The sequence below is a fragment of the Pseudomonas sp. PDM26 genome (genome assembly GCF_019219185.1).
GTDB lineage: Bacteria > Pseudomonadota > Gammaproteobacteria > Pseudomonadales > Pseudomonadaceae > Aquipseudomonas.
This window is the reverse complement of the sequence record NZ_JAHUWC010000011.1, coordinates 18,907-43,146: the sequence shown is the minus strand read 5'-3', so window position 1 is coordinate 43,146 and position 24,240 is coordinate 18,907. Positions and strand designations below refer to the sequence as shown.

General features: G+C 60.6%; 21 protein-coding genes. 13 read left to right on the top strand and 8 right to left on the bottom strand.

Features of this window, described 5'->3' with window-relative positions; genetic code table 11:
- Positions 1–296 precede the first annotated feature (296 nt).
- The 7 genes from glpE to KW849_RS20895 all read right to left on the bottom strand — a co-directional run bounded on the left by glpE (position 297) and on the right by KW849_RS20895 (position 7,944).
- Entirely contained in the window at positions 297–626 is a 330-nt protein-coding gene (gene glpE / locus KW849_RS20925) for a thiosulfate sulfurtransferase GlpE (protein ID WP_060541633.1), read from the bottom strand.
- A gap of 33 nt (positions 627–659) precedes the next feature.
- Complete coding sequence (locus KW849_RS20920) at positions 660–1,541, bottom strand: symmetrical bis(5'-nucleosyl)-tetraphosphatase (protein ID WP_218431082.1); 882 nt, start codon at positions 1,539–1,541, stop codon at positions 660–662.
- Positions 1,541–1,921: a Co2+/Mg2+ efflux protein ApaG gene (apaG, locus tag KW849_RS20915; RefSeq protein WP_218431081.1), complete on the bottom strand. Its 381-nt coding sequence runs from the start codon at positions 1,919–1,921 to the stop codon at positions 1,541–1,543. Before apaG ends, KW849_RS20920 begins: the two co-directional genes overlap by 1 nt.
- 114 nt (positions 1,922–2,035) lie before the next feature.
- On the bottom strand, positions 2,036–2,854 hold the full coding sequence (gene rsmA, locus KW849_RS20910) for a 16S rRNA (adenine(1518)-N(6)/adenine(1519)-N(6))-dimethyltransferase RsmA (RefSeq protein WP_218431080.1): 819 nt from the start codon (positions 2,852–2,854) through the stop codon (positions 2,036–2,038).
- Entirely contained in the window at positions 2,851–3,840 is a 990-nt protein-coding gene (gene pdxA, locus KW849_RS20905) for a 4-hydroxythreonine-4-phosphate dehydrogenase PdxA (RefSeq protein WP_218431079.1), read from the bottom strand. The genes rsmA and pdxA overlap by 4 nt, the downstream gene beginning before the upstream one ends.
- Positions 3,837–5,153: a peptidylprolyl isomerase SurA gene (surA, locus tag KW849_RS20900; protein ID WP_371319165.1), complete on the bottom strand. Its 1,317-nt coding sequence runs from the start codon at positions 5,151–5,153 to the stop codon at positions 3,837–3,839. Before surA ends, pdxA begins: the two co-directional genes overlap by 4 nt.
- Positions 5,134–7,944: an LPS-assembly protein LptD gene (locus tag KW849_RS20895; protein ID WP_218431077.1), complete on the bottom strand. Its 2,811-nt coding sequence runs from the start codon at positions 7,942–7,944 to the stop codon at positions 5,134–5,136. Before KW849_RS20895 ends, surA begins: the two co-directional genes overlap by 20 nt.
- A gap of 130 nt (positions 7,945–8,074) precedes the next feature.
- On the opposite strand from KW849_RS20895, the gene KW849_RS20890 reads away from it, so the two are divergent.
- From KW849_RS20890 to KW849_RS20880, 3 genes are read left to right on the top strand one after another with little or no spacing between them, the layout of a single operon-like run.
- Positions 8,075–9,094 (top strand): aminoglycoside phosphotransferase family protein, encoded by a 1,020-nt coding sequence (locus tag KW849_RS20890; protein WP_218431076.1) that lies wholly within the window; start codon positions 8,075–8,077, stop codon positions 9,092–9,094.
- Complete coding sequence (gene murU / locus KW849_RS20885; RefSeq protein WP_218431075.1) at positions 9,091–9,762, top strand: N-acetylmuramate alpha-1-phosphate uridylyltransferase MurU; 672 nt, start codon at positions 9,091–9,093, stop codon at positions 9,760–9,762. The genes KW849_RS20890 and murU overlap by 4 nt, the downstream gene beginning before the upstream one ends.
- A gap of 1 nt (position 9,763) precedes the next feature.
- Positions 9,764–10,531: a TerB family tellurite resistance protein gene (locus tag KW849_RS20880; RefSeq protein ID WP_218431074.1), complete on the top strand. Its 768-nt coding sequence runs from the start codon at positions 9,764–9,766 to the stop codon at positions 10,529–10,531.
- A 53-nt stretch (positions 10,532–10,584) separates the two neighbouring features.
- Here the strand turns inward: KW849_RS20880 and KW849_RS20875 are convergent, their stop codons facing one another.
- Positions 10,585–11,574, bottom strand: coding sequence for an alpha/beta hydrolase family protein (locus KW849_RS20875; RefSeq protein WP_218431073.1), 990 nt, complete (start codon positions 11,572–11,574; stop codon positions 10,585–10,587).
- Positions 11,575–11,647: 73 nt separating this feature from the next.
- On the opposite strand from KW849_RS20875, the gene KW849_RS20870 reads away from it, so the two are divergent.
- From KW849_RS20870 to trpE, 10 genes are all read left to right on the top strand, one after another.
- Positions 11,648–14,044: a PAS domain S-box protein gene (locus KW849_RS20870; protein WP_218431072.1), complete on the top strand. Its 2,397-nt coding sequence runs from the start codon at positions 11,648–11,650 to the stop codon at positions 14,042–14,044.
- 126 nt (positions 14,045–14,170) lie between these two features.
- Positions 14,171–14,800 (top strand): response regulator transcription factor, encoded by a 630-nt coding sequence (locus KW849_RS20865; RefSeq protein ID WP_008051638.1) that lies wholly within the window; start codon positions 14,171–14,173, stop codon positions 14,798–14,800.
- A 341-nt stretch (positions 14,801–15,141) separates the two neighbouring features.
- Complete coding sequence (locus tag KW849_RS20860) at positions 15,142–16,266, top strand: ABC transporter ATP-binding protein (RefSeq protein ID WP_108216894.1); 1,125 nt, start codon at positions 15,142–15,144, stop codon at positions 16,264–16,266.
- Between the two features lie 47 nt (positions 16,267–16,313).
- Positions 16,314–17,357: an ABC transporter substrate-binding protein gene (locus KW849_RS20855; RefSeq protein WP_218431071.1), complete on the top strand. Its 1,044-nt coding sequence runs from the start codon at positions 16,314–16,316 to the stop codon at positions 17,355–17,357.
- A gap of 180 nt (positions 17,358–17,537) precedes the next feature.
- Positions 17,538–18,785 carry an ABC transporter permease gene (locus tag KW849_RS20850; RefSeq protein WP_218431070.1) on the top strand — a complete coding sequence of 416 codons (1,248 nt, stop codon included), beginning with the start codon at positions 17,538–17,540 and terminating at the stop codon, positions 18,783–18,785.
- A gap of 12 nt (positions 18,786–18,797) precedes the next feature.
- Positions 18,798–19,622: an ABC transporter permease gene (locus KW849_RS20845; RefSeq protein ID WP_007986034.1), complete on the top strand. Its 825-nt coding sequence runs from the start codon at positions 18,798–18,800 to the stop codon at positions 19,620–19,622.
- Between the two features lie 231 nt (positions 19,623–19,853).
- Positions 19,854–21,002: an iron-containing alcohol dehydrogenase gene (locus KW849_RS20840; protein WP_218431069.1), complete on the top strand. Its 1,149-nt coding sequence runs from the start codon at positions 19,854–19,856 to the stop codon at positions 21,000–21,002.
- Positions 21,003–21,117: 115 nt separating this feature from the next.
- Entirely contained in the window at positions 21,118–21,792 is a 675-nt protein-coding gene (rpe, locus tag KW849_RS20835) for a ribulose-phosphate 3-epimerase (RefSeq protein ID WP_218431068.1), read from the top strand.
- Positions 21,789–22,607, top strand: coding sequence for a phosphoglycolate phosphatase (locus KW849_RS20830; RefSeq protein WP_218431067.1), 819 nt, complete (start codon positions 21,789–21,791; stop codon positions 22,605–22,607). The genes rpe and KW849_RS20830 overlap by 4 nt, the downstream gene beginning before the upstream one ends.
- 70 nt (positions 22,608–22,677) lie before the next feature.
- Complete coding sequence (gene trpE / locus KW849_RS20825; RefSeq protein WP_218431066.1) at positions 22,678–24,159, top strand: anthranilate synthase component I; 1,482 nt, start codon at positions 22,678–22,680, stop codon at positions 24,157–24,159.
- The last annotated feature ends 81 nt before the right edge of the window (positions 24,160–24,240 follow it).

The following is a 24,240-nucleotide window of genomic DNA, read 5'->3' as shown; positions in this document are numbered from 1 at the left end:
ACGTCACCTCGCTCGATACGTGGAGCCGACGCCGGATCACTCAGTCGATGCTGGCAGCAACCGAACAGGCGGTTGCTGTTTACCCCCCAGAACTCCCTCAAGGCTTACCGCCCCGAAAGCTACTCCCGATGATCCGTGCGCCGGTGTACCGGCTCTCCCCTGTTTTGGATGGCCTGCGCTTAAGGATAGTTGGGAATTCGACAGGGAAAGGCAAGATGCGTAATTGTTTGTGGCAGACCGTTCGTCTGCCACCGTGCCAGCCCGCGGGAGCCGGGGCCTGCAACGTTACAAAAAAATTATTCGGAGGTGCCTTGCGCGGTTTCTGCTGGGTACGTCGTACGCCACAACTCAAATCCGCCATCCATGCTGTAGACGTCGGAGAAGCCCTGGCTGATCAGGTAGGCGGCCGCGCCCTGGCTGGAATTGCCGTGATAGCAGACCACCACGGTCGGTGCGTCGAGGTCGGCACCCTGGATGAAAGCGTGCAGGGAATGATTGTCCAGATGCCTGGAGCCTGCGATGTGCAGGGCGGCAAAAGTCGCCGGGTCGCGGACGTCGACCACCACCGCGCCTTGTTCGCGCAGGGCCTGGGCCTGTTCCGGGGGGATACGTTTGAATTCGCTCATGGCGGGCTCCTGTGGCTCGGCTGAATGGGCAGTCTAGCGCGAGGCGCCGGCTGACGATGTTTGGGGAATGGATAAGGCGACTGGCGGCACGGCATGACCGTGTTCGTCGCATTTGCACGAAAGGCGCTCACCGCTGTCGACGTTCATCAGGGTCAGGGCGCCGCCCCAGACGCAACCGGTGTCGAGGGCCGAGATGCCCGGCTCGTCGCACTTGCCTTCCAGCGCTGCCCAGTGACCGAAGATGATTTTCACATCCCTGGTCTTGCGCTCCTTGTGCTGGAACCAGGGCTTGTAGCCGGCGGGCGCAGTATCGAGGCCTTCCTTGCTCTTGAGGTCGAGTTTGCCTTCGGTGGTGCAAAAACGCATGCGCGTGAAATAGTTGGTGATCACCCGCAGGCGCGTCACGCCTTTGAGGTCGTTGTTCCATTTCGCCGGATCGTTGCCGTACATGCCATCGAGGTAAGGCGGCAACAGGTTGTCGTCACGCAAGGCAGTCTCGACTTCGGCAGCGTACTTCAAGGCTTTGCGCAGCGACCACTGGGGTGGAATGCCGGCATGGACCAGTGCAATGTTGCGCTGTTCGTCGTAGTGCATGAGCTTTTGCTGGCGCAGCCATTCGAGCAGTTCGGCGCAATCCGGCGCTTCAACGATCTCGCGCAGGGTATCGGCCTTCTTCAGGCGTTCGATGTTACGTCCGGCCGCCAGCAGGTGCAGGTCGTGGTTGCCGAGCACGCACACCAGCGATTCGCGAATGCTGTAGAGAAAGCGCAAGGTTTCCAGAGACTGCGGGCCGCGGTTGACCAGGTCGCCCACCAGCCACAGACGATCCCGTTGTGGGTCGAACGCCACTTGTTTGAGCAGGCATTGCAGGGCTTGAAGGCAGCCTTGCAGGTCACCAACCGCGTACGTCGCCATCAGTGCAGGGCTCCGGGCACCGCCAGGCGGAAGGGCGCGATGATGGCATCGAAATGTTTGCCGTCGTCGGAAAGCATCTGATAGGTGCCTTGCATGGTGCCGACCTTGGTGGTCAGGACCGTGCCGCTGCTGTAGGTGTGGCTCTTGCCGGGGTCGATCAACGGCTGCTGACCTACCACGCCTGCGCCGCGCACTTCTTCGACATGCCCGTTACCATCGGTGATGACCCAGTGCCGTGACAGCAGTTTGGCGGGTATCAGGCCATTGTTTTGCACGGTGATGGTGTAGGCGAAGGCAAAGCGGTCGTGCTCGGGTTGCGATTGTTCTGCCAGATAGCGGGTGACGACGCTGACGTCGACCTGATAACGAGGATCGGACATGCAAGGGGCCTTAAAAACGAAGCGGGACGCGGGGCGTAGCTGATGGGTTCAGTCTAGGCCAAGTATCGGGTAGTAGACCAGAGTGGTGTCCTACCCGATAGCGCTTATCGCCTGTCAGACTGCAACGGGCTTTTGTGGCGCTTGCTCGCTGAGCTTGTCGGCCAGGCGCACGAAGGCGGCCAGGTCGAGTTGCTCGGGACGCAGGCTGCCATCAACGCCGGCGGCTTCGATTTCGGCATTGCTCAGCAGCAGCTTGAGGGTGTTGCGCAAGGTTTTGCGGCGCTGGTTGAAAGCTTCACGCACGACGCGCTCCAGCAAGCGGTGATCCTTGGCCGGGTGCGGCAGTACCGCGTGGGGTACCAGGCGCACGATGGCCGAGTCGACTTTCGGCGGCGGGTTGAATGCCCCCGGGCCAACGTTGAACAGGTGCTCGACCCGGCAGTGGTACTGAACCATGATCGACAGGCGGCCCCAGTCACCTCCACCAGGACCGGCAGCCAGGCGCTCGACCACTTCCTTTTGCAGCATGAAGTGCATGTCGCGGATCAGGTGCGAGTTGTGCAACAGGTGAAAAATCAGTGGCGTGGAGATGTTGTACGGCAGGTTGCCGACCACGCGCAGGCTACCTGGCGCGGCATTCAGGCTGTTGAAGTCGAACTTCAGTGCATCGCCCTGATGCAGATTGAAGTTGCTCTTGCCGGCAAACTGCTGGCTGAGGATCGGGATCAGGTCCTTGTCCAGTTCCACCACGTCGAGTTGCGCGCCGCTGCTGAGCAGGCCTTGCGTCAGTGCGCCCTGGCCCGGGCCGATTTCCAGCAGGCGGTCTTCTGCCTTGGCATGAATGGAACGCAGGATACGGTCGATAACACCGGCATCGTGCAGGAAGTTCTGGCCAAAGCGTTTGCGCGCCTTGTGTTGGTAGTGCTCGGTCATAAACGGGTCTCGGCCATCTGGTAGGCGGTTTCCAGGGCGACTTGCAGGCTACCGGTGTCGATCTTGCCGCTGCCGGCCAGGTCCAGGGCAGTGCCGTGGTCGACCGAGGTGCGGATGATCGGCAAGCCGAGGGTCACGTTGACTGCTGCGCCGAAGCCTTTGTACTTCAGCACCGGCAGGCCCTGGTCATGGTACATCGCCAGCACCGCATCGCAGTGCTCCAGATATTTGGGGGTAAACAGAGTGTCGGCGGGCAGGGGGCCGCGAAGGTCCATGCCCTCGCCGCGCAAGCGCTCTAATGTGGGTTCGATGATATCGATTTCTTCATGGCCCAGGTGTCCGCCTTCGCCGGCATGGGGGTTGAGCCCGCAAACCAGGATACGTGGCTGGGCGATGCCGAATTTGTTTTGCAGGTCGGCGTGCAGGATTCGCGTTACGCGTTCCAGACGCTCCGGCGTGATTGCATCGGCAATCTCGCGAAGGGGCAGGTGAGTGGTCACCAGGGCCACGCGCAAGCCACGTGTGGCCAGCATCATCACCACTTGCGCGGTGTGGGTCAGGTCGGCGAGGAATTCAGTGTGCCCGGAAAAGGCGATGCCGGATTCGTTGATCACTCCTTTGTGCACCGGTGCGGTGATCATGCCGGCAAAATCACCGCTCAGGCAGCCCTGGCCGGCCCGGGTCAGGGTTTCCAGAACAAAGGCAGCGTTGGCCTTGTCCAGTTGCCCGGTGACGACCTTGGCATTGAGCGGTGTATCCCAGACATACAGGCTGTTGGCGGGCGCGGGTGCATCCGGCCAGTTGCCCGGTTTTACCGGCAGCAAGTCGACAGCCACGCCCAGTTGCGCAGCACGCTCAATGAGCAGGTCGCGGCTGGTAATGGCAATCAGGGGGTGGGGCTGGGCTTGCGAGGCGAGCAGCAGGCACAGGTCGGGACCTATGCCGGCTGGTTCACCGGGGGTCAGCGCGAAACGTTGGGGTTTCACTGCGCTGCCTGGTCGGCGCCAGGGAGTTTGATTTCCACGTACGCTTCGTCACGGATCTGACGCAGCCAGGTTTGCAGCTCTTCGTCGTATTTGCGGTTACGCAAAACGGTCATTGCTTGCTGCTCGCGAGCCTGTGTGGTGCTGTCGGTGGCGCGACGGCCAAGGACTTCCAGGACGTGCCAGCCGTATTGAGTCTGGAACGGCCTGGACAGTTGACCTTGCGGGGTCTTGGCCATCACCGCGCGGAACTCGGGCACCAGCGCGTTCGGGTCGACCCAGTTCAGGTCGCCACCGTTGAGGGCAGAACCCGGGTCTTCCGAGTAGCTTTTCGCCAGCTCGCCGAAGTCTTCGCCAGACTCGATACGGCTGTAGAGCGACTCGGCCAGGGCCTTGGTTTTCGCTTCGTCGCGGATCGGGCTCGGTTTGACCAGGATGTGGCGCACATGCACTTCATCGCGCATCTGGGTCTCGCCGCCACGCTTGCCGAGAATCTTCAGGATGATGAAACCGCCTGGCGTGCGCATTGGCTGGGTGACGTCACCCACCGGCATGGTGCTCAGCAGGCGATCGAATGGCGGAGGCAATTGAGCGGCTTTACGCCAGCCCATGTCGCCACCTTCCAGTGCGGTTTCGCTGGCGGACTTGGCAATTGCCAACTGACCGAAGTCAGCGCCTTGCTTGAGCTGCTGGTAAATCGCATCGGCCTGTTTGGCTGCATTCTGAATCGCATTGGAGTTGGCGCTTTCCGGTGTAGGAATCAGGATGTTGGCCAGATGGAACTCTTCGGACAGCTGCATTTTGCCCAGGTCGGACGCCAGGAAGTTTTTCACTTCCTGCTCGGAGACCTGAATGCGTTCGGCAACCCGACGCTGGCGCACACGGCTGATGACCATTTCGCGGCGAATCTGCTCACGCGCGTCGTCGTAGGACAGGCCGTCGCGAGTCAAAGCGGCGCGGAACTGCTCGACCGACATGTTGTTGCGCTGGGCAATGGTGCCGACAGCCTGGTTCAACTCTTCATCGGTAATGCGGATGCCGGAGCGATCGCCGATCTGCAATTGCAGGTTTTCGACGATCAGGCGCTCAAGTACCTGCTGCTCCAGCACACTGGCCGGCGGCACGGCAGAGCCACGCTTGGCAATGGTTTGCTGAACGTCATGAACGCGCTGGTCCAGTTGGCTCTGCATGACCACGTCGTTGTCGACGATGGCCACCACTTTATCGATGGACTGTACGGCGGCACTGGCCGCCGTACTCAGGAGCAGCGCGCCCAGCATCAGCGGGCGCAGACAATCAGAAAGCTTGGTCTTCACGTTCACGATAACCTTGAATGCCTTTGTCGAGGAAGCTCTCTGCCTTGGCGCCGGTGAGGCCGCCGAGTCCCTTCAGAACAATTTGGAGGAAGACGCCATGGTCGCCTTTTTCGTTTTGCGGTGCTTGCTGGCTGAACTCGTCATAATCAACGAAGTAACGGTTGATCAGGCGCAGTTTCCAGCAGCAGTTGTCGTACTCGAAACCACCGAATGCATCCAGGGTACGGTTGCGATTGTAGTCATACTGCCAACGGCTGATAACGCTCCATTGCGGCACGATCGGCCAGATCACCGAGAAGTCGTGCTGTTCGATCTTGTAGTAATCCTTCACGAAGTTAGGCTGGCCAGGGGTGCCGTAGTCACCGCCGAACTGCCATTTACCGGTGTTCTGGTTGTAGATCACCTGGTCGTTACGATAGCGATAGCCAACGTTGACGACCTTGTTCGGGTTGTCTTCAGGCTGGTAGTGGAACATCGCGCTGCCCGAACGAGGGCTGCGGCTGTCCGGGTCCCAGTTGTAGTCGGCCGTGGTACGCCAGTCGCGGTTCCAGCGATACTCGTATTCCAGTGCATATGGGGAAACGCTGGCTTTGGCGTCGTCACGGTCGTTGAAGTTCACGCCTGGCAACTGGACTTCACGGTCCTTGAAGTACAAGGCCTGGCCGACACTGATGCGTTGACGCTCGAAACCGTTGTCTTCGATCCAGCGGCTGGTCACACCCAGGGACAATTTGTTCTCGTCGCCGACACGGTCGGAACCGGAGAAACGATTGTCACGGAACAGCGACGCATAGTTGAAGGTGTATTCACTGGTATCGAATACCGGGATGTCTTCCTGGTCGACTTCAGGCACGTACAGGTAGAACAGGCGCGGCTCGAGGGTCTGGCGGTAGTTCTTGCCGAAATACTGGGTATTGCGATCGAAGTACAGGCCGCTGTCGATGCTGGCGATCGGTACGCCGCGGTTCTGGTTGCTGTCAAAATCACCATTGAGATTTTTAGTCCCGGTGGCAGCGGCGGCTTGATCTTGCTGCGCGATTTGAGTTTTGCCGAGACCGTCCAGGTCCAGTTGGTACTGGGTGTACTGGTACTTGAGTGTTGGCTTCAGGAATCCGTAGGTCCAGTTCAATGGCAGGCTGACAGCTGGAGCCAGGTTGAGTCGGTCGCCATTGGCGCGAGCCAGGCCTTGAATGTTGTTATCAAGACGGGGAGAGCCGACGCCGTCTTCGTCAAAGTATGTTCCGTTCTGCAGATCCCGGTCAAACCGCACGAGTTCCGTGCCGTACGTGAAGTCCAGGCCTTCCGGATGATAAGGCAGCATACCGTCGAGGGTGAGCTGCGGCAGGCGGTCGTACGGCGTGATGTTCGAGACGGTCGCCAGCTGAAAGGCCTGGGCGTTCGCGCGAGCGGTATAGCTGTCGCCACGATAGGTCACGGAACCCTGCTGGTTCACGTAGTCCTGGCTTTTCACGCCAATCTGGTCGGACTGCAGATCCTGGAAGTAATACGGATCGCTGATCTTGGTGTAATCGACTTGCGTGAGTACTCGCGAGTCGAGGCCACCCTTGTGCTGCCAGTTGTACATGTAGCGGGTTTTTTCGGAGTCTGACTGCTTGTCGCGCTCGTCGCTTTCGTCGTTGAGGTACGCCGCACCGAACTGACCTTCGCTGGATTTGGTCAGGTAGCGGAATTCGCCTTCCATCAACAAGCCGTGCTTTTCCATGTAGCGCGGGTACAACGTGGCATCGTAGTTCGGCGCCAGGTTGAAGTAGTACGGGGTGACCAGCATGAAGCCGGTATCGCTGCCGGTGCCAATGGTCGGCGGCAGGAAACCGGACTGGCGACGGTCGTCGATCGGGAAATAGATGTACGGCGTGTACAGGACCGGAATGTCCTTGACCCGCAGAGTCACGTTGGTCGCCGTACCGAAGCCGGTGGCCGGGTTCAGGGTGATGTTGTTGCCCTTGAGCTGCCAGGCGTTGCTGTTCGGTTCGCACGTGGTGTACGTACCATCCTTGAGGCGGATGATCGCGTTCTCGGCACGTTTGGCGTACAGCGCATTACCGCGGACGCGGGATTTGTGCATCACGTATTCGGCGTTGTCGACCTTGGCTTCACCGGTGTCGAGCTGCACGTCGGCATGGTCGCCGACGATCAGCGCGCCGTTGTCGCGAATGCGCACGTTGCCGTTCAGGTCGCCACGGCTTTCGGCCTGGTACAGGTTGGCTTCGTCGGCTTCGACCTGCATGCTGCCCTGGCGCATGACAACGTCGCCGGCCAGGGTCGCGACCTGCTCATCCTGCTTATAGCGGGAGGCTTTTGCGCCGATAAAGGTTGGAGCGTCACTTTTATTCGTCTTGTCATCCATGCCAGGACGAATCGGTTCGATATAGGAACCAGAGCAATAAGGACCGGTTTCGGCCAATTGTGCGGCAGTGAGCTGCTCGCGGGGAACCCAGTCGAGGTGACTGTAGTCTGCGCTACGCGACTTCAGGCCACGGCCTTTGGATTCGGTGACCAGCACCGGCTTGGCGCCAGCGTCTTCGCTGGAACCGCTCTCGGCCGGGGCTTCGCCGGTGGCGGAAACTGCGCTGCCGTCATGAACGGGACGCGGTGGCAAAGCCGCCGCCGGCGCTTTTGGCGCACAGTCCCAAGAACCCGAAGCAGAGACTGAACAGTCAAACTGTTCCGCGGCGACCACATAGGAAGTGGCAAGGGGTTGCAGCGCCAGCAAACTGCCGGTAACCAACAACGGAAATTTTTTACGAAACGCGGGGGATTTCAATGCCATCTTATTAGTCCGGGCTTCCTGCGTGCCATCTGCCCGCGGTGTGGGCCGCACGCCTCTCGATGGTCTGAAAAAGATGCTGGATAATAAAGCATGACCCGCTTGACGGCTAGCGCCGTCGGAGACCCTTGCAATGCCTGATCAAGATGTACGCTTGCAACACCTGAAAGTTTGGCTCGATGAACAATTGGCGACCTTTTTCGCCGAGCAACGTTGGGGCGCCGTCCCCCCGTCCACGTTGACTGCGGCCAGCAGCGACGCGAGTTTCCGGCGGTATTTTCGCTGGGAAGGCGGTGGCAAAAGTTTCATCGTGATGGACGCGCCGCCACCCCAGGAAAACTGTAAACCCTTCGTGGATATCGCCTTTTTGCTGGCGAAATCCGGAATAAATGTGCCGAAAATTTATGCCGAAGATCTCGAACGCGGTTTTCTTTTGCTCAATGACCTGGGCAACAAGACCTATCTGGACGTCATCGACAGCGAAAATGCCGACAATTTGTTCAACGATGCCCTGCAAGCATTGCTGGCTTTCCAGCAGTTGCCGATGATTGCGCCATTGCCGAGCTATGACGTGGCCTTGCTGCGTCGTGAGCTGGAACTGTTCCCCGAGTGGTACGTGAAGCGTGAATTGGGCATCGAATTCGACGCGGCGCAACAAGTGCTCTGGCAGCAGGTCAGCAACCTGTTGATCGACAGTGCCCTGGCACAGCCAAAAGTCCTGGTGCATCGCGACTACATGCCGCGCAACCTGATGCTCAGCGAGCCCAATCCCGGTGTGCTGGATTTCCAGGATGCGGTGTATGGCCCGGTGACCTACGACGTGACCTGCCTGTTCAAGGATGCATTTCTCAGCTGGCCGCAAGAACGCGTTCACGGCTGGCTCGAAAGCTACTGGCAGCAAGCGGGCGCCCTCGGAATACCGGTTCAGCCCGACTTCGAGGACTTCCTGCGGGCCAGCGATTTGATGGGTGTGCAACGCCATCTGAAAGTCATCGGCATTTTTGCGCGCATCTGCCATCGCGACGGCAAACCGCGTTATCTGGGCGATGTGCCACGTTTCTTTGCGTACATAGACGCGGTGATCGCTCGCCGCCCTGAACTGGCCGAGCTGGATGTGTTGCTGGCCAGTCTGCGCGCCGGAGTGAAAGCATGAAGGCAATGATTCTGGCTGCGGGCAAAGGCGAGCGCATGCGCCCGCTGACCCTGACCACGCCAAAACCGCTGGTTCGTGCAGGCGGCGTGCCGCTGATCGAATATCACCTGCGGGCACTGGCCGCGGCCGGGTTTACCGACATCGTGATCAATCACGCCTGGCTTGGTCGGCAGATCGAAGACTACCTGGGCGATGGATCGCGCTATGGCGTGAGCATTCAGTACTCGGCGGAAGGTGAGCCCCTGGAGACCGGCGGCGGGATTTTCCGCGCATTGCCGTTGCTGGGGGATGAAGCGTTTGTGGTGGTCAATGGCGACATCTGGACCGATTACGACTTCAGCGTGCTGCATCAGCCCATCAACGGCCTGGCGCACCTGGTACTGGCCAGCAACCCGCCCCATCATCCGGCCGGGGACTTCAGCCTGGTCGGAACCCGGGTGACCGACGGGCAGCCGCAAGCCGACACTCTGACCTACAGCGGCATCGCCGTGTTGCATCCGCAGCTGTTCGACGGTTGCACCGCGGGGGCCTTCAAGCTCGCTCCGCTGTTGCGCAAAGCCATGGCTGAGGGGCAGGTGACCGGCGAGCAATTGAGGGGGCACTGGGTCGATGTCGGCACTCACGAGCGTCTGGCCGAAGTTGAAACATTAATAGAAGCGAGCCGCTGACATGCTATGGCCAGGGACTCTGATCGGAGCCGGAGCGGGTTTTGCCATAGCCAGCTTTCCGGGGGCCATGCTAGGCGCATTGTTGGGGCAGGCGCTGGACCGGCGCTTGCACCTGCAGAGCTGGGGGCACTTGCGGGAAAAACTGGGCGGTCGCCCGGTATTGCGTAACGATGAATTACTGTTTGTCCTGTTGGGGCGCCTGGCCAAGTGCGATGGCCAGGTGATGGCCGGGCACATCGATCAGGCCCGAGCGGAAATGCGTGCGCTGGACATGTCCGAGCCGGCCCAGCGTCGTGCGATTGCTGCGTTCAATCGCGGCAAATCGGGCCGCGACCGGCTACGCGGTTATCTGCGTCGCCTGAGTGCCCAGCCCCATGCGGCGGAGGGCGTGTTGCGCGCCTGCTGGCGAATGGTCTGGGCCGATGGTCGTGCCGGCAGCAGCGAGCGTGAGTTGATCGGCCAATGGGGCCAGTGGCTGGGCTGGACGCCACACAAGGTGCAGGCGCTGGCCCACGACTATGAGCCGCAGAAGCGGCCATTGGCCAACAGCGTGCCAAGTTATCAGGACGCCTTGAGGCTCTTGGGGGTGTCGGCCACCACTGAACCGGCGCAGATCAAGCGTGCCTATCGGCGTCTGCTCAGTCGCCATCATCCGGACAAGATTGCCGGCAGTGGCGCGACGGCGTTGCAGGTGCGTGAGGCTACCGAGCGAACGCGTGAGCTGCATAACGCCTACACGCTGATTCGGGAGCGGCGGGATTTTCGTTAGCAGAAAGGATTTGTGCTGTCAGGGCTTGCTCGCGAATGAGGCGCCTCGGTCTGTCAGTCCGCCGGGTTCTGCGGATTCAACCAACCCCGTACCCGCCGGAACAGTTGCTCCTGTTCGGCCCTGCTATCCGGCAACGCCTTGAGGGCGACCTGGCTGAATGCCGATGACTTCAAGCGCTTGCTGGCCTGCAGGCGTTCCAGTGCTGCGTTGCGATCTGGCGCTTTGTCCTTGTAGTAAATATCCGCGGTCGGCAGTTTCAGGGTCGTGGTCAGCTCCGCCAACTCGGGCTTTGCCGCTACCGGTGTCCGGGCAGCAACCATCACCAGCTTTCCGACCTGCGATGGCTGCTTCTCGCTCAGATAGCGCGCGGCCCAATAGGCGCCGGAACCATGCCCCAACACCACGATACTGCGGGCGCTTTGCTGTTCGGCGAAGGCGAGTGCGGCGTCGATCCGGGCGAAGATGCGCTCGGCATCGGCCTTGGACTGCTCCTCAGTGGTTTCGGCGATGACCTTGTCGGCCACATCGGCCTCGCCACCGGCCACCTGTTCGATGGGGGCCGCGGTGGTCGAGTCTTTGCTGCCGGTTTCGGGGCCCTTGGGAGCCGGCGCTGCTTCCACGATTCGTGGCGCAATGGCGTCGCTTTGCAGGTCCGGCAAGGTGATACTCAGGCTGCTCCACTCGGCGTCCGGCAGTTTGCGCCGCAAAGGGCCAACCACTTGCGGCCAGTCAACGGTTTCGCCGGCGCCGGGGATGATAATCACCGCGCCTTTGGGGTCGGCGGTATTGGCCGGTTTCCACAAGGCCAGAAACGTGTCGGTGCCCGCTTGCAGTTGTTGCTGTTCCTGAGCCGGAATTTTTCGTTCAAGTGCAGTCGCTTCTTCCTGACTACGCTCAGGCAACGGCTGACGTTCGAGTGGTTTTTCTTCGGCGGTTTTTTCTGCTGCTGCAGGCGCCGGGTCGGCCGCCTCGACGGAAAAAGCGCATGGCAGGATCAGCGACAGGCACAATGCTGGCAGTGCCAGGCGGTAGACAGGGGGCATCGGATATTCCAGGCCAGAAGTTGTTCCGGCAGCCTAATGGGTTGGTCAGTATTTGTCAGTGTGTGAGAGTTCAATGATGCGTTTACGCTGCCTGTGGGTTATCGGCTGTTTGTGGTTTCCCTTGATGGGTTGGGCGGCGGCCATGCCCCCGGAGTACGTTGCCCAACTGACCCCGAAACAACAGCACTGGCTGGCGCAGCAGGACGAATTGCGGGTCGGCGTGGTGTTGCAGGCGCCCTATGCGCAATATGATCGCCGCTTGCAGCGCCTGTCCGGGGTGAATGTCGACTTGATGAAGTGGCTGGCAAAGGCCCTCAACGTCGAACTGAGCTGGCGCAACTTTTCCGATCTTGAACAACTGGAGGCGGCTGCACGCGAGGGCGAAATCGACATCGCCCCGGGGCTGACCCAAACCCCTGGCGGATTGCGCCTCTGGCAGTTTTCCGACCCTTACATGCGAGTGCCGCAACTGGTGGTCAGCGACCAGAAAAGCGCCGGCGCTGTCGAACTGGAAAAGCTCGACAGCCAGACCCGCGTCGCCGTGCGCATGCCCAGCGCCATCGCCGATTACCTGCGTAGCAACTATCCGCACCTGAATCTGCAAGGCGTCCCGATGGAACGTCAGGCATTGCAATTGCTGACTGGCCAGCAGGCGGGTTATGCGGTGGTTGATGAGGCGCAATTGGGCCGACTGTCCGTCGAGCCGGAGTTCGCCGGGTTGGTGGTGGTCGGGGATGTCGGCCTGCCGCAGCTGCTGCGAGTGGCCACACGTCGCGACAAGCCGGAACTGGCGGGCATCGTCGAAAGTGCATTGCGGGCGATCCCGGCCAAGGATCTGGAGCAATTGCACAATCAATGGCTGCAACCCAAGTATCCGCGGCTCACCGAGTCTCGGGGGTTCTGGCAAAACCTCTGCCTGTTGCTGGCTGTGCTGGCGTTGAGTTGCATGGCTATCGTGTTCTGGCAACGTCGCCAGCAGCACAGCCTGGAACAACGCTTGATGGCCGCGCAGGAAGACATTGCCTTGCGCGCCGCCAGCGAAGAGGCGTTGCGGCTCACCCAGTTTTCCATCGATCAAAGCACCGTCGGCATTCTCTGGGTCAACTGGGACAGCCACGTGCGCTACGCCAACCGCGCGGCGGAAAGCATGCTTGGCTATCCGGCTGGCGGGATCATTGATCGGCCCTTGATCGATTTCGAACCCGGCCTGCACATGGACCGCTGGCTGAACCTGTGGAAGCGCGCCAGGGCCAGTGAAGACGGCCCGCAAAGCTTCGAAACCAATTGCGTGCGCGCCGACGGCAGCATTCTGCCGACCGATGTTTCGTTGAGTTTTCTGCGCTTTCGCGATAGCGAATACCTGGTGGTTTACCTCAACGACGTCACCGAGCGGCGCCGCGCCCTGGCCGCCTTGCAGGAAAGCGAGGCGCGGCTGCAAGGCATCGCCGCCAATGTTCCGGGGCTGGTATTCCGCCTTGAGCGGGCGCCGGTGACCGGTCAGATCGACTTTGCCTACATCAGCGAAGGCAGCGAAAGCCTGGTGGGTTATTCGCCGGCCACGCTGGCGCATCGCGACAAAGGCCTGCGCAGCCTCGTGCATCCGGATGACAGGGCCAGCTATCACCAGACCCAGGATCATGCGCTGGATACCGACAGCGACTGGTCGTGGCAAGGTCGAATTCTCACGCGCCAGGGCGAGCAGCGCTGGGCGGAAATCAAGGCCATCACCCGTCGGCTGGAAGACGGAGCCTATGTCTGGGACGGTATCGTCTGGGACATCAGCGAGAGCAAGCGCATCGAGCTTGAACTGGCCAGCTCCCGGGAACAACTGCGTGAGTTGTCCGCGCACCTGGAAAGCGTGCGCGAAGAAGAAAAAGCGCGCATCGCCCGGGAAGTTCACGATGAGCTGGGTCAGATGCTGACCGTGCTCAAGCTGGAAACCTCCATGTGCGAACTGGCTTACGCGCAACTCGATCCAGGCCTTAACGAGCGCCTGGGCAGCATGAAGCGCCTGATCGCTCAACTCTTCCAATTGGTTCGCGACGTGGCGACTGCATTGCGCCCGCCGATTCTCGATGCGGGTATTGCCTCGGCCATCGAATGGCAGGCCCGACGGTTTGAGGCGCGCACGCAGATCCCGTGTCTGGTGCAGGTGCCGGACAATCTTCCGGTGCTCAGCGACGCCAAGGCTATCGGCCTGTTCCGGATCCTTCAGGAAGCGCTGACCAATGTCATGCGCCACGCCCAGGCGCATACTGTTGAACTGACGCTGGCGCTGGAAGGTGACGAGTTGTGTCTGACGGTCAGCGATGACGGTGTAGGATTTGTCGCCGCGCCTGGCAGGCCAACATCCTTCGGGATTGTAGGCATGCGCGAGCGGGTGTTGATCCTGGGCGGGGAGTTGTTGCTTGAGAGTGAACCGGGTGAGGGCACAACACTGAGTGTGCGGGTGCCGTTGGGTGGTGCCTGACATTTTTATGCTGTATGGACTGACGCCTTCGCGGGCAAGCCCGCTCCCACATGGGGGGCTGAAGTGTTCATAAACCCCCTGCGGGAGCGAGCCTGCTCGCGATAGATCTTGAATCTGGAGAAGAACGTGATCCGTGTACTGGTAGCCGAAGATCACACCATCGTCCGTGAAGGCATCAAGCAGTTGATTGGCCTGGCCAAGGATTTGCTGGTGGTGGGGGAGGCGAGCAATGGCGAGCAGTTGCTCGACACCTTGCGTCACGTGCCCTGCGAAGTGGTGTTGCTGGACATCTCCATGCCAGGCGTCAACGGTCTGGAAGCGATTCCGCGGATTCGCGCCCTGAATAATCCGCCGGCGATCCTGGTGTTGTCGATGCACGACGAAGCGCAGATGGCCGCGCGGGCGCTGAAGGTCGGGGCCGCCGGTTATGCAACCAAGGACAGTGATCCGGCACTGTTACTGACGGCCATTCGCAAAGTGGCGTCAGGCGGGCGTTATATCGACCCGGAACTGGCCGACCGCATGGTCTTCGAGGTCGGCCTGACCGACTCGCGTCCATTGCATTCGTTGCTCTCCGAGCGCGAATTTTCTGTGTTCGAACGCTTGGCCCAGGGCGCCAACGTCAACGACATCGCCCAGCAACTGGCGCTGAGCAGCAAGACCATCAGCACCCACAAGGCGCGGCTGATGCAAAAGCTCAACATCACCTCGTTGGCGGAACTGGTGAAGTACGCGATGGAACACAAGCTCCTCTAAACCACTGCGCGGAATCTGTAGGAGCGAGCTTGCTCGCGAAGACGGTATATCAGACACGAATATGCCGACTGACACACCGCTTTCGCGGGCAAGCCCGCTCCTACAGGTCCAGTGGGGCATATCCATTTGCGACGCGCCCTGACGCTGCTTTTGCCGTGACTTGTGGCTTGCAGCCGACCACTCGCCACTACATTTGCCAAAACGCGCCATCCTTGTAGGGCAATCCCTACCCCCAGCCTTCCATCCGGCTGAGGCCAATCTCTCTTGCCCCCCGATTTGCGTGGTCCCCAGCGTCCACTAGGCTTAATCCCACAGCAGTCATCAATAACAAAGGTGTGGGTATGAGCCAGGTCGATTCAAGTGCAGGGGCCAATGATGTTCTGGTCAGCTTTCGTGGAGTGCAGAAGAGCTACGACGGCGAGAACCTGATCGTCAAAGACCTCAACCTGGACATTCGCAAAGGCGAATTCCTCACCTTGCTCGGACCGTCCGGCTCCGGCAAGACCACCAGCCTGATGATGCTCGCCGGCTTCGAAACGCCGACCGCGGGCGAAATCCTGTTGGCCGGGCGTGCCATTAACAACGTGCCGCCGCACAAGCGCGACATCGGCATGGTATTTCAGAACTATGCATTGTTCCCGCACATGACGGTGGCCGAGAACCTGGCGTTCCCGCTGACCGTACGCGGCATGAACAAGAGCGACGTCAGTGCCCGGGTCAAGCGTGTGCTGAGCATGGTTCAGCTCGATGCCTTCGCCCAGCGTTACCCGGCGCAGCTCTCCGGCGGTCAGCAACAGCGTGTGGCATTGGCCCGGGCGCTGGTGTTCGAGCCACAACTGGTGCTGATGGATGAACCCCTTGGTGCACTCGACAAACAACTGCGTGAACACATGCAGATGGAGATCAAGCACCTGCACCAGCGCCTGGGCGTCACCGTGGTCTACGTGACCCACGATCAGGGCGAAGCCTTGACCATGTCCGACCGAGTGGCGGTGTTCCACCAGGGCGAAATCCAGCAGATAGCTCCGCCGCGCACCCTCTACGAAGAGCCGAAGAACACCTTCGTCGCCAACTTCATCGGCGAGAACAACCGCCTCAATGGTCGCCTGCACAGTCAAACGGGCGACCGTTGCATTGTCGAGCTCGGACGCGGTGAAAAGGTGGAAGCCCTGGCGGTCAACGTCGGTCAGACCGGCGAGCCGGTGACCCTGTCCATTCGTCCGGAGCGAGTGAGCCTCAATGGCTCCAGCGACCAATGCGTCAACCGCTTCTCCGGGCGAGTCGAGGAATTCATCTATCTGGGCGACCACGTCCGGGTTCGCATGGAAGTCTGTGGCAAGACCGACTTCTTCGTGAAACAACCGATTGCCGAGCTTGATCCCTCGCTCGCCGTCGGCGACGTGGTACCGCTTGGCTGGGAGGTCGAACACGTTCGCGCGCTCGACCCTCTTCTAGAGGCGAACTGATCGCCCCGCAATACCAACACCAACCCTGCACGTGGAGAGAACAATAAATGTTGAGATCCCTGAAATTCACCGCTTTGGCACTGGGCATGATGGGCGCGGCACACGCAATGGCGGCCGGCCCGGACCTGACCGTGGTGTCCTTTGGCGGGGCGAACAAGGCGGCTCAGGTCAAAGCCTTCTACGCACCGTGGGAAGCGGCAGGTAACGGCAAGATCGTGGCCGGCGAGTACAACGGCGAAATGGCCAAGGTCAAGGCCATGGTCGACACCAAAAGCGTGTCCTGGGATCTGGTAGAGGTTGAGTCGCCGGAGCTGTCCCGTGGCTGCGACGAAGACATGTTCGAGCAGCTCGATCCGAAGTTGTTCGGCAAGACCGAAGACTACGTCAAGGGCGCCATCCAGCCTTGCGGCGTGGGTTTCTTCGTGTGGTCGACTGTGCTGGCCTACAACGCCGACAAGCTGAAAACCGCACCGACCAGTTGGGTGGATTTCTGGGACACCAAGCAGTTCCCGGGCAAGCGTGGCCTGCGTAAAGGCGCCAAGTACACCCTGGAATTCGCACTGATGGCCGACGGCGTTGCGCCGAAAGACGTCTACAAAGTGCTGGCCGGCAAAGACGGTCAGGACCGCGCATTCAAGAAGCTCGATGAACTCAAGCCGAACATCCAGTGGTGGGAAGCCGGCGCACAACCGCCGCAATACCTCGCTTCCGGTGACGTGGTCATGAGCTCGGCCTACAACGGCCGGATCGCTGCCGTACAAAAAGAAAGCAACCTGAAAGTCGTGTGGAACGGTGGCATCTACGATTTCGACGCATGGGCCATTCCGAAAGGTCTGGACAAGGCACGGGCCGAAGCGGCGAAGAAGTTCATCGCTTATTCGGTGATGCCACAACAGCAGAAGACCTACTCGGAAAACATCGCCTACGGCCCGGCCAACACCCAAGCCGTACCGTTGCTGTCCAAGGATGTCCTGAAAGACATGCCGACCACCCCGGAAAACATCGCCAACCAGGTGCAGATCGACGTCAGCTTCTGGGCTGACAACGGCGAGCAACTGGAGCAGCGCTTCAATTCCTGGGCTGCGAAGTAATCCTTCGCCCGTAGGAGCTGCCGAAGGCTGCGATCTTTTGATTTTGCCTTTCCAGGATCAAGAGATCGCAGCCTCGTTGCACTCGACAGCTCCTGCAGGGGCGGTGTGTTTCATGAGTGTTGATGTAATGCGGCACCACCGTGGGTGGTGCCGCCCATTCAAAGATTCCCGGAGTACGTCATGGCTATCGCCGTTCCCCTGAACGAGGGCACCAGCCCCACCTTGAAGCAGCGGCTCAAGCACGCCGAGCGGGTTAACCGCTGGAAGGCCCAGGCGTTGATCGCGCCGCTGGTGCTGTTTCTGTTGCTGGTGTTCCTGGTGCCGATCGTGGCGCTGCTCTACAAAAGCGTTGGCAACCCGGAAGTGGTCGGCGGCATGCCGCGCACCGTGACCGCCATCGCCAGTTGGGACGGCCGCGGCCTGCCCGCTGAACCGGTTTACAAAGCAGCGGCCGAAGACCTCGCCCAGGCTCGCAAGAACCAGACCCTGGGCGATCTGTCCAAGCGCCTGAACATGGAACTGGCCGGCTACCGCAGCCTCCTGACCAAAACCGCCCGCGCCTTGCCGCTCGCCACTGAGCCGGCTTCTTATAAAGAAGCGCTGGAAGGCCTCGATGAGCGTTGGGGCGACCCGGCCTACTGGCAAGCGGTACGCCGCAACACCAGCAGCATCACTCCGTATTACCTGCTGGCGGCCGTCGATCATCGCATCGACGACCTCGGCGAAATCGCCCCGGCCACCCCGGACCAGGCGATCTACCTCGACATCTTCGCCCGCACCTTCTGGATGGGCCTGATCATCACCGTGATCTGCCTGGTGCTGGCGTATCCCCTGGCTTACCTGTTGGCGAACCTGCCGTCGCGCCAGAGCAACCTGCTGATGATTCTGGTGCTGTTGCCGTTCTGGACGTCGATTCTGGTACGGGTCGCGGCGTGGATCGTATTGCTGCAATCGGGTGGCTTGATCAACAGCGGCCTGATGGCCATGGGCATCATCGATAAGCCGATCGAGCTGGTGTTCAACCGCGTCGGTGTCTACATCTCAATGGTGCACATCCTGCTGCCGTTCATGATCCTGCCGATCTACAGCGTGATGAAAGGCATCTCTCCGACCTACATGCGTGCCGCGATCTCCCTCGGCTGCCATCCGTTTGCCAGTTTCTGGCGGGTGTACTTCCCGCAGACCTATGCCGGTGTCGGCGCCGGTTGCCTGTTGGTGTTCATCCTCGCCATCGGCTACTACATCACCCCGGCATTGCTGGGCAGCCCTAACGATCAAATGGTCAGCTACTTCGTCGCCTTCTACACCAACACCAGCATCAACTGGGGCATGGCGACCGCGCTAGGTGGATTGTTGCTGCTGGCGACTGTGGTGCTTTATCTGATTTACAGCTGGCTGGTGGGCGCCAGCCGCCTGCGCCTGAGCTAAGGGGAGAACGAAATGCTGAGTCCTTATATGTCGCCCATCGAACGGGTGTGGTTCTACAGCTTGCGGATTCTCTGCGGCTTGATTCTGTTGTTCCTGATCCTGCCGGTACTGGTGATCATTCCGCTGTCGTTCAATTCGGGGAGTTTTCTGGTCTATCCGCTGCAAGGCTTTTCGCTGCACTGGTACCAGGACTTCTTTGCCTCGGCGGAATGGATGCGTTCGTTGAAGAACAGCATCATCGTGGCCCCGGCAGCGACGGTACTGGCGATGATCTTCGGCACGCTGGCGGCGATTGGCCTGACCCGCGGCGATTTTCCGGGCAAGCCGCTGGTGATGGCGCTAGTGATTTCGCCGATGGTGGTGCCGGTGGTGATCATTGGTGTGGCCAGTTACCTGACCTTCGCTCCACTGGGATTTGGCAACAGCTATACCTCGCTGATCGTCGTGCATGCGGTGTTGGGTGTGCCGTTTGTGATCATTACCGTGTCGGCGACGTTGCAGGGGTTCAACCACAACCTGGTGCGGGCCGCTGCGAGCCTGGGCGCTTCGCCATTGACAACGTTCCGCCGGGTAACCTTACCGCTGATCGCGCCGGGCGTGATCTCGGGGGCGTTGTTCGCCTTCGCGACTTCGTTCGATGAAGTGGTGGTGACGCTGTTCCTCGCAGGTCCCGAACAAGCGACCCTGCCACGGCAGATGTTCAGCGGCATCCGCGAAAACCTCAGCCCGACCATCGCTGCCGCCGCGACGCTGCTGATTGCCTTCTCGGTGATCCTGTTGCTGACCCTGGAATGGCTGCGCGGGCGAAGCGAGAAACTGCGTACTGCGCAGGTCTGACGGATCACCCCGATCACCTGTAGGAGCGAGCCTGCTCGCGATGAACTTCAACGATACCGCGGGAAATCTGACACCCCGCGGCGCTCTCAGATTCATCGCGAGCAGGCTCGCTCCTACAGGTGTTTTTGGTGGTTTTCGGCAGGGTCGGTCATTCACCGCCTGAATAGAAGACAACCCGCAATCCCCAGCTACTATTGTGCCCAGCTCCCCGATCTATAAGAGGCTGCGCACATGAGTCTTTCCTCTTTCAAAATCGCTCACAAACTGATCACCGGCGCAGGTGCCATCGAGCAATTGTCTTCCGAGCTGGCGCGTCTGGACATCGACAACCCACTGATCGTCACTGATGTCGCTTTGGTGAAGTCCGGCACAGTAGAGCTGGCACTGGCGCAGCTGGGCGAACGCAGCTACGAGATTTTCGACCGGGTACTGCCGGACCCGGAAATTTCCATCGTCGAAGATTGCATGCAGGTCTATCGCGACGGCGGGCATGACGGCTTGATCGGCCTGGGCGGTGGCAGTGCCATCGACATTGCCAAGAGCGTGGCGGCCTATGCCGGATACCACGGTGCGCTGGAGGATCTGTTCGGTATCGATCAGGTCCCGCGCAAAGGCCCGCCGCTGATCGCCATCCCGACCACGGCTGGTACCGGCTCGGAGGTGACCAACGTCGCCATACTTTCCGACAAGGTCGCGCAACTGAAGAAGGGTATCGTCAGCGACTACTTGTTGCCGGACGTGGCGCTGGTCAGTCCGCAAATGACCCTGACCTGTCCGCGCAGCGTCACGGCGGCCAGCGGCGTCGATGCGCTGGTGCATGCCATCGAGTCCTATCTATCGGTCAATGCCTCGCCGATTACCGACTCCCTGGCCATCGGTGCCATCAAGTTGATCGCCAGGGCTTTGCCCAAGGCCTACGCCAACCCGTCGAACCTGCAAGCCCGGGAAGACATGGCCACCGCCAGCCTGATGGCTGGCATGGCGTTCGGCAATGCCGGGGTTGGCGCGGTGCATGCGCTGGCGTATCCGCTGGGCGGGCGTTTCAATATTGCCCATGGTGTCAGTAATGCCTTGCTACTGCCCCATGTCATGACCTGGAACAAGATGGCCTGCATCGAACGCATGCAGGATATCGCCGAGGCCATGGGCGTGAAGACCGCTCACTTGAGCACCAACGAAGCGGCCGACAAAGCCGTGCAAGCCATGACCGAACTGTGTGCCACCGTGGAAATTCCCCAGGGTCTGCGCAGTTTCGGTGTACCCGAGGACGCCATCCCGTCCATGGCGGTGGAAGCGGCGGGGATCGAGCGTTTGATGCGTAACAATCCTCGTAAGTTGAGTGCCGTCGATATCGAAAGGATCTATCGCGCGGCGTACTAGGGCTTCTGCCGTTGATGGATGATGGCAAGGTCCAATCATCGCGCTCACGGTGCGCGCGTCAAAGCATGAGGTATACAATGCGCGCCATCGTGATTCTGCTCAGAAAAGGTGCGTCATGCAGCCCTTCGTAATTGCTCCGTCGATTCTCTCCGCCGACTTCGCCCGACTGGGTGAAGAAGTGGACAACGTCCTGGCCGCCGGCGCCGACTTCGTGCACTTCGATGTCATGGACAATCACTATGTGCCGAACCTGACCATCGGCCCGATGGTCTGCGCGGCACTGCGCAAGTACGGCGTGACCGCGCCGATCGACGCGCACCTGATGGTCAGCCCGGTGGACCGCATCGTGGGCGACTTCATCGAAGCCGGGGCGACTTACATCACCTTCCACCCGGAAGCCACCCAGCACGTCGACCGCTCTCTGCAATTGATCCGCGAAGGCGGCTGCAAGTCGGGCCTGGTGTTCAACCCGGCGACCCCGCTGGACGTGCTCAAGTACGTGATGGACAAGGTCGACATGATCCTGCTGATGAGCGTCAACCCGGGCTTTGGCGGGCAGAAGTTCATCCCCGGTACCCTCGACAAACTGCGTGAAGCTCGGGCGTTGATCGATGCCTCCGGCCGTGACATTCGCCTGGAAATCGACGGCGGCGTGAACGTGAACAACATCCGCGAAATCGCGGCGGCCGGTGCCGACACCTTCGTTGCCGGCTCGGCCATCTTCAATGCGCCGAACTATCAGGAAGTCATCGACAAGATGCGTACCGAACTGGCGCTGGCTCGCCCATGAGTGGCTTTGAGCAGTTGTTCCCGGGGAAACTGCCGCGGCTGGTGATGTTCGATCTGGACGGTACGTTGATCGACTCGGTCCCGGATCTGGCAGTGGCTGTGGACAAGATGCTGCTCAAACTCGGTCGTAAGCCCGCCGGCCTGGACGCGGTACGCGAATGGGTCGGAAACGGCGCGCCAGTGCTGGTGCGTCGTGCGCTGGCTGGTGCTATCGATCATTCGGCGGTCGATGACCATGAGGCCGAACGGGCGCTGGAGTATTTCATGCAAGCTTATGGCGAGAGCCATGAGTTGACCGTGGTGTATCCCGGTGTGCGCGACACCCTCAAATGGCTGAAAAAGCAGGGCGTCGAGATGGCGCTGATCACCAACAAGCCGGAGCGCTTCGTCGCACCGCTGCTGGATCAGATGAAAATCGGCCGCTATTTCCGCTGGATCATCGGCGGCGACACCCTGCCACAGAAAAAGCCCGATCCGGCCGCACTGTTTTTCGTGATGAAAATGGCCAACATTCCGGCTTCGCAGTCGTTGTTCGTCGGCGATTCGCGCAGCGATGTGCTGGCGGCGAAAGCGGCGGGGGTCAAGTGTGTGGCCCTGAGTTACGGCTATAACCACGGCCGGCCAATCGCGGAAGAATCGCCGGCGCTGGTGATCGACGACCTGCGCAAGCTAATTCCCGGTTGCCTGGATCCAGCCGCTGAGATAACGTTGGCCGACGCTGTCAAACCCCCTTCTGGAAACGCCATCGTGGTGGTTACTCGCAAACTCTGGATGAAAGTCATCAAGGCCCTGGCCCGCTGGCGTTGGCGCGCCTGACTTGATCCTGGCCGGTTATCCGGCGCGTTTGCATACCTGACTGTTCGACCCTCAAGCCACGAGGCACCTCATGATCCGCGAAGAATTCCTGCGTTTGGCCGCTGCCGGCTACAACCGCATCCCGCTTGCCTGTGAAACCCTGGCCGACTTCGACACGCCGCTGTCGATCTACCTGAAACTGGCCGACGAGCCCAATTCCTACTTGCTGGAGTCCGTACAGGGCGGCGAGAAGTGGGGCCGTTACTCGATCATCGGCCTGCCATGCCGCACCGTACTGCGGGTTCACGATCATCACGTCAGCGTGACCGTCGATGGTGTCGAGACCGAAAGCCACGACGTGGAAGACCCGCTGGCCTTCGTCGAAACCTTCAAGGCCCGCTACAACGTGCCGACCATTGCCGGCCTGCCGCGTTTCAATGGCGGCCTGGTGGGCTACTTCGGTTATGACTGCGTGCGTTACGTGGAAAAGCGTCTGGGCAAGTGCCCGAACCCGGATCCGCTGGGCGTGCCTGACATTCTGCTGATGGTTTCCGACGCCGTGGTGGTGTTCGATAACCTGGCCGGCAAGATGCACGCAATCGTCCTGGCCGACCCGGCGCAGGAAGACGCCTTCGAACAAGGTCGCGCACGCCTGGAAGAGCTGCTGGAAAAACTCCGTCAGCCGATCACCCCACGCCGTGGCCTGGATTTCAGCAAGCAGCAAGCGGCCGATCCGGTGTTCCGCTCCAGCTTCACCCAGGACGATTACGAAAAAGCCGTCGATACCATCAAGGAATACATCCTGGCCGGTGACTGCATGCAAGTCGTGCCGTCCCAGCGCATGTCGATCGACTTCAAGGCGGCGCCGATCGATCTGTATCGCGCGCTGCGCTGCTTCAACCCGACGCCTTACATGTACTTCTTCAACTTCGGCGACTTCCACGTCGTCGGCAGTTCGCCGGAAGTGCTGGTGCGGGTCGAAGACAACCTGATCACCGTGCGCCCGATTGCAGGTACCCGTCCGCGGGGCGCCAACGAAGAGGCTGACCTGGCGCTGGAAAAAGACCTGCTGTCCGACGACAAGGAAATCGCCGAACACTTGATGCTGATCGACCTCGGTCGCAACGACACCGGTCGCGTATCGGAAATCGGCTCGGTGAAGCTCACCGAGAAAATGGTCATCGAGCGTTACTCCAACGTGATGCACATCGTGTCCAACGTCACCGGGCAACTGAAATCCGGGTTGACGGCCATGGACGCACTGCGAGCGATTCTGCCGGCGGGCACCTTGTCCGGCGCACCGAAGATTCGCGCGATGGAAATCATCGACGAACTGGAGCCGGTCAAGCGTGGCGTCTACGGCGGTGCGGTCGGTTACTTCGCCTGGAACGGCAACATGGACACCGCCATTGCGATCCGTACGGCGGTGATCAAGAACGGCGAACTGCATGTGCAGGCCGGTGGCGGCATCGTCGCCGACTCGGTGCCGGCGCTGGAATGGGAAGAAACCCTGAACAAGCGCCGCGCGATGTTCCGCGCCGTTGCCTTGGCGGAACAAACCCCGAATACCTGATCCACGCAAAACCTACTGTAGGAGCTAGCTTGCTAGCGAAGGAGTGTCAGCAACACTGTGTCGACTGACACACCTTCGCTA

Bases quoted from the DNA above. Each gene is read 5' to 3' on its own strand.
- KW849_RS20830 (WP_218431067.1), top strand. From the start codon at position 21,789: ATGAGTGGCTTTGAGCAGTTGTTCCCGGGGAAACTGCCGCGGCTGGTG.
- apaG (WP_218431081.1), bottom strand. From the start codon at position 1,921: ATGTCCGATCCTCGTTATCAGGTCGACGTCAGCGTCGTCACCCGCTAT.
- KW849_RS20860 (WP_108216894.1), top strand. From the start codon at position 15,142: ATGAGCCAGGTCGATTCAAGTGCAGGGGCCAATGATGTTCTGGTCAGC.
- rpe (WP_218431068.1), top strand. From the start codon at position 21,118: ATGCAGCCCTTCGTAATTGCTCCGTCGATTCTCTCCGCCGACTTCGCC.
- KW849_RS20880 (WP_218431074.1), top strand. From the start codon at position 9,764: ATGCTATGGCCAGGGACTCTGATCGGAGCCGGAGCGGGTTTTGCCATA.
- KW849_RS20875 (WP_218431073.1), bottom strand. From the start codon at position 11,574: ATGCCCCCTGTCTACCGCCTGGCACTGCCAGCATTGTGCCTGTCGCTG.
- KW849_RS20850 (WP_218431070.1), top strand. From the start codon at position 17,538: ATGGCTATCGCCGTTCCCCTGAACGAGGGCACCAGCCCCACCTTGAAG.
- glpE (WP_060541633.1), bottom strand. From the start codon at position 626: ATGAGCGAATTCAAACGTATCCCCCCGGAACAGGCCCAGGCCCTGCGC.
- KW849_RS20870 (WP_218431072.1), top strand. From the start codon at position 11,648: ATGATGCGTTTACGCTGCCTGTGGGTTATCGGCTGTTTGTGGTTTCCC.
- rsmA (WP_218431080.1), bottom strand. From the start codon at position 2,854: ATGACCGAGCACTACCAACACAAGGCGCGCAAACGCTTTGGCCAGAAC.
- KW849_RS20890 (WP_218431076.1), top strand. From the start codon at position 8,075: ATGCCTGATCAAGATGTACGCTTGCAACACCTGAAAGTTTGGCTCGAT.
- KW849_RS20920 (WP_218431082.1), bottom strand. From the start codon at position 1,541: ATGGCGACGTACGCGGTTGGTGACCTGCAAGGCTGCCTTCAAGCCCTG.
- KW849_RS20845 (WP_007986034.1), top strand. From the start codon at position 18,798: ATGCTGAGTCCTTATATGTCGCCCATCGAACGGGTGTGGTTCTACAGC.
- KW849_RS20855 (WP_218431071.1), top strand. From the start codon at position 16,314: ATGTTGAGATCCCTGAAATTCACCGCTTTGGCACTGGGCATGATGGGC.
- KW849_RS20895 (WP_218431077.1), bottom strand. From the start codon at position 7,944: ATGGCATTGAAATCCCCCGCGTTTCGTAAAAAATTTCCGTTGTTGGTT.
- murU (WP_218431075.1), top strand. From the start codon at position 9,091: ATGAAGGCAATGATTCTGGCTGCGGGCAAAGGCGAGCGCATGCGCCCG.
- trpE (WP_218431066.1), top strand. From the start codon at position 22,678: ATGATCCGCGAAGAATTCCTGCGTTTGGCCGCTGCCGGCTACAACCGC.
- KW849_RS20840 (WP_218431069.1), top strand. From the start codon at position 19,854: ATGAGTCTTTCCTCTTTCAAAATCGCTCACAAACTGATCACCGGCGCA.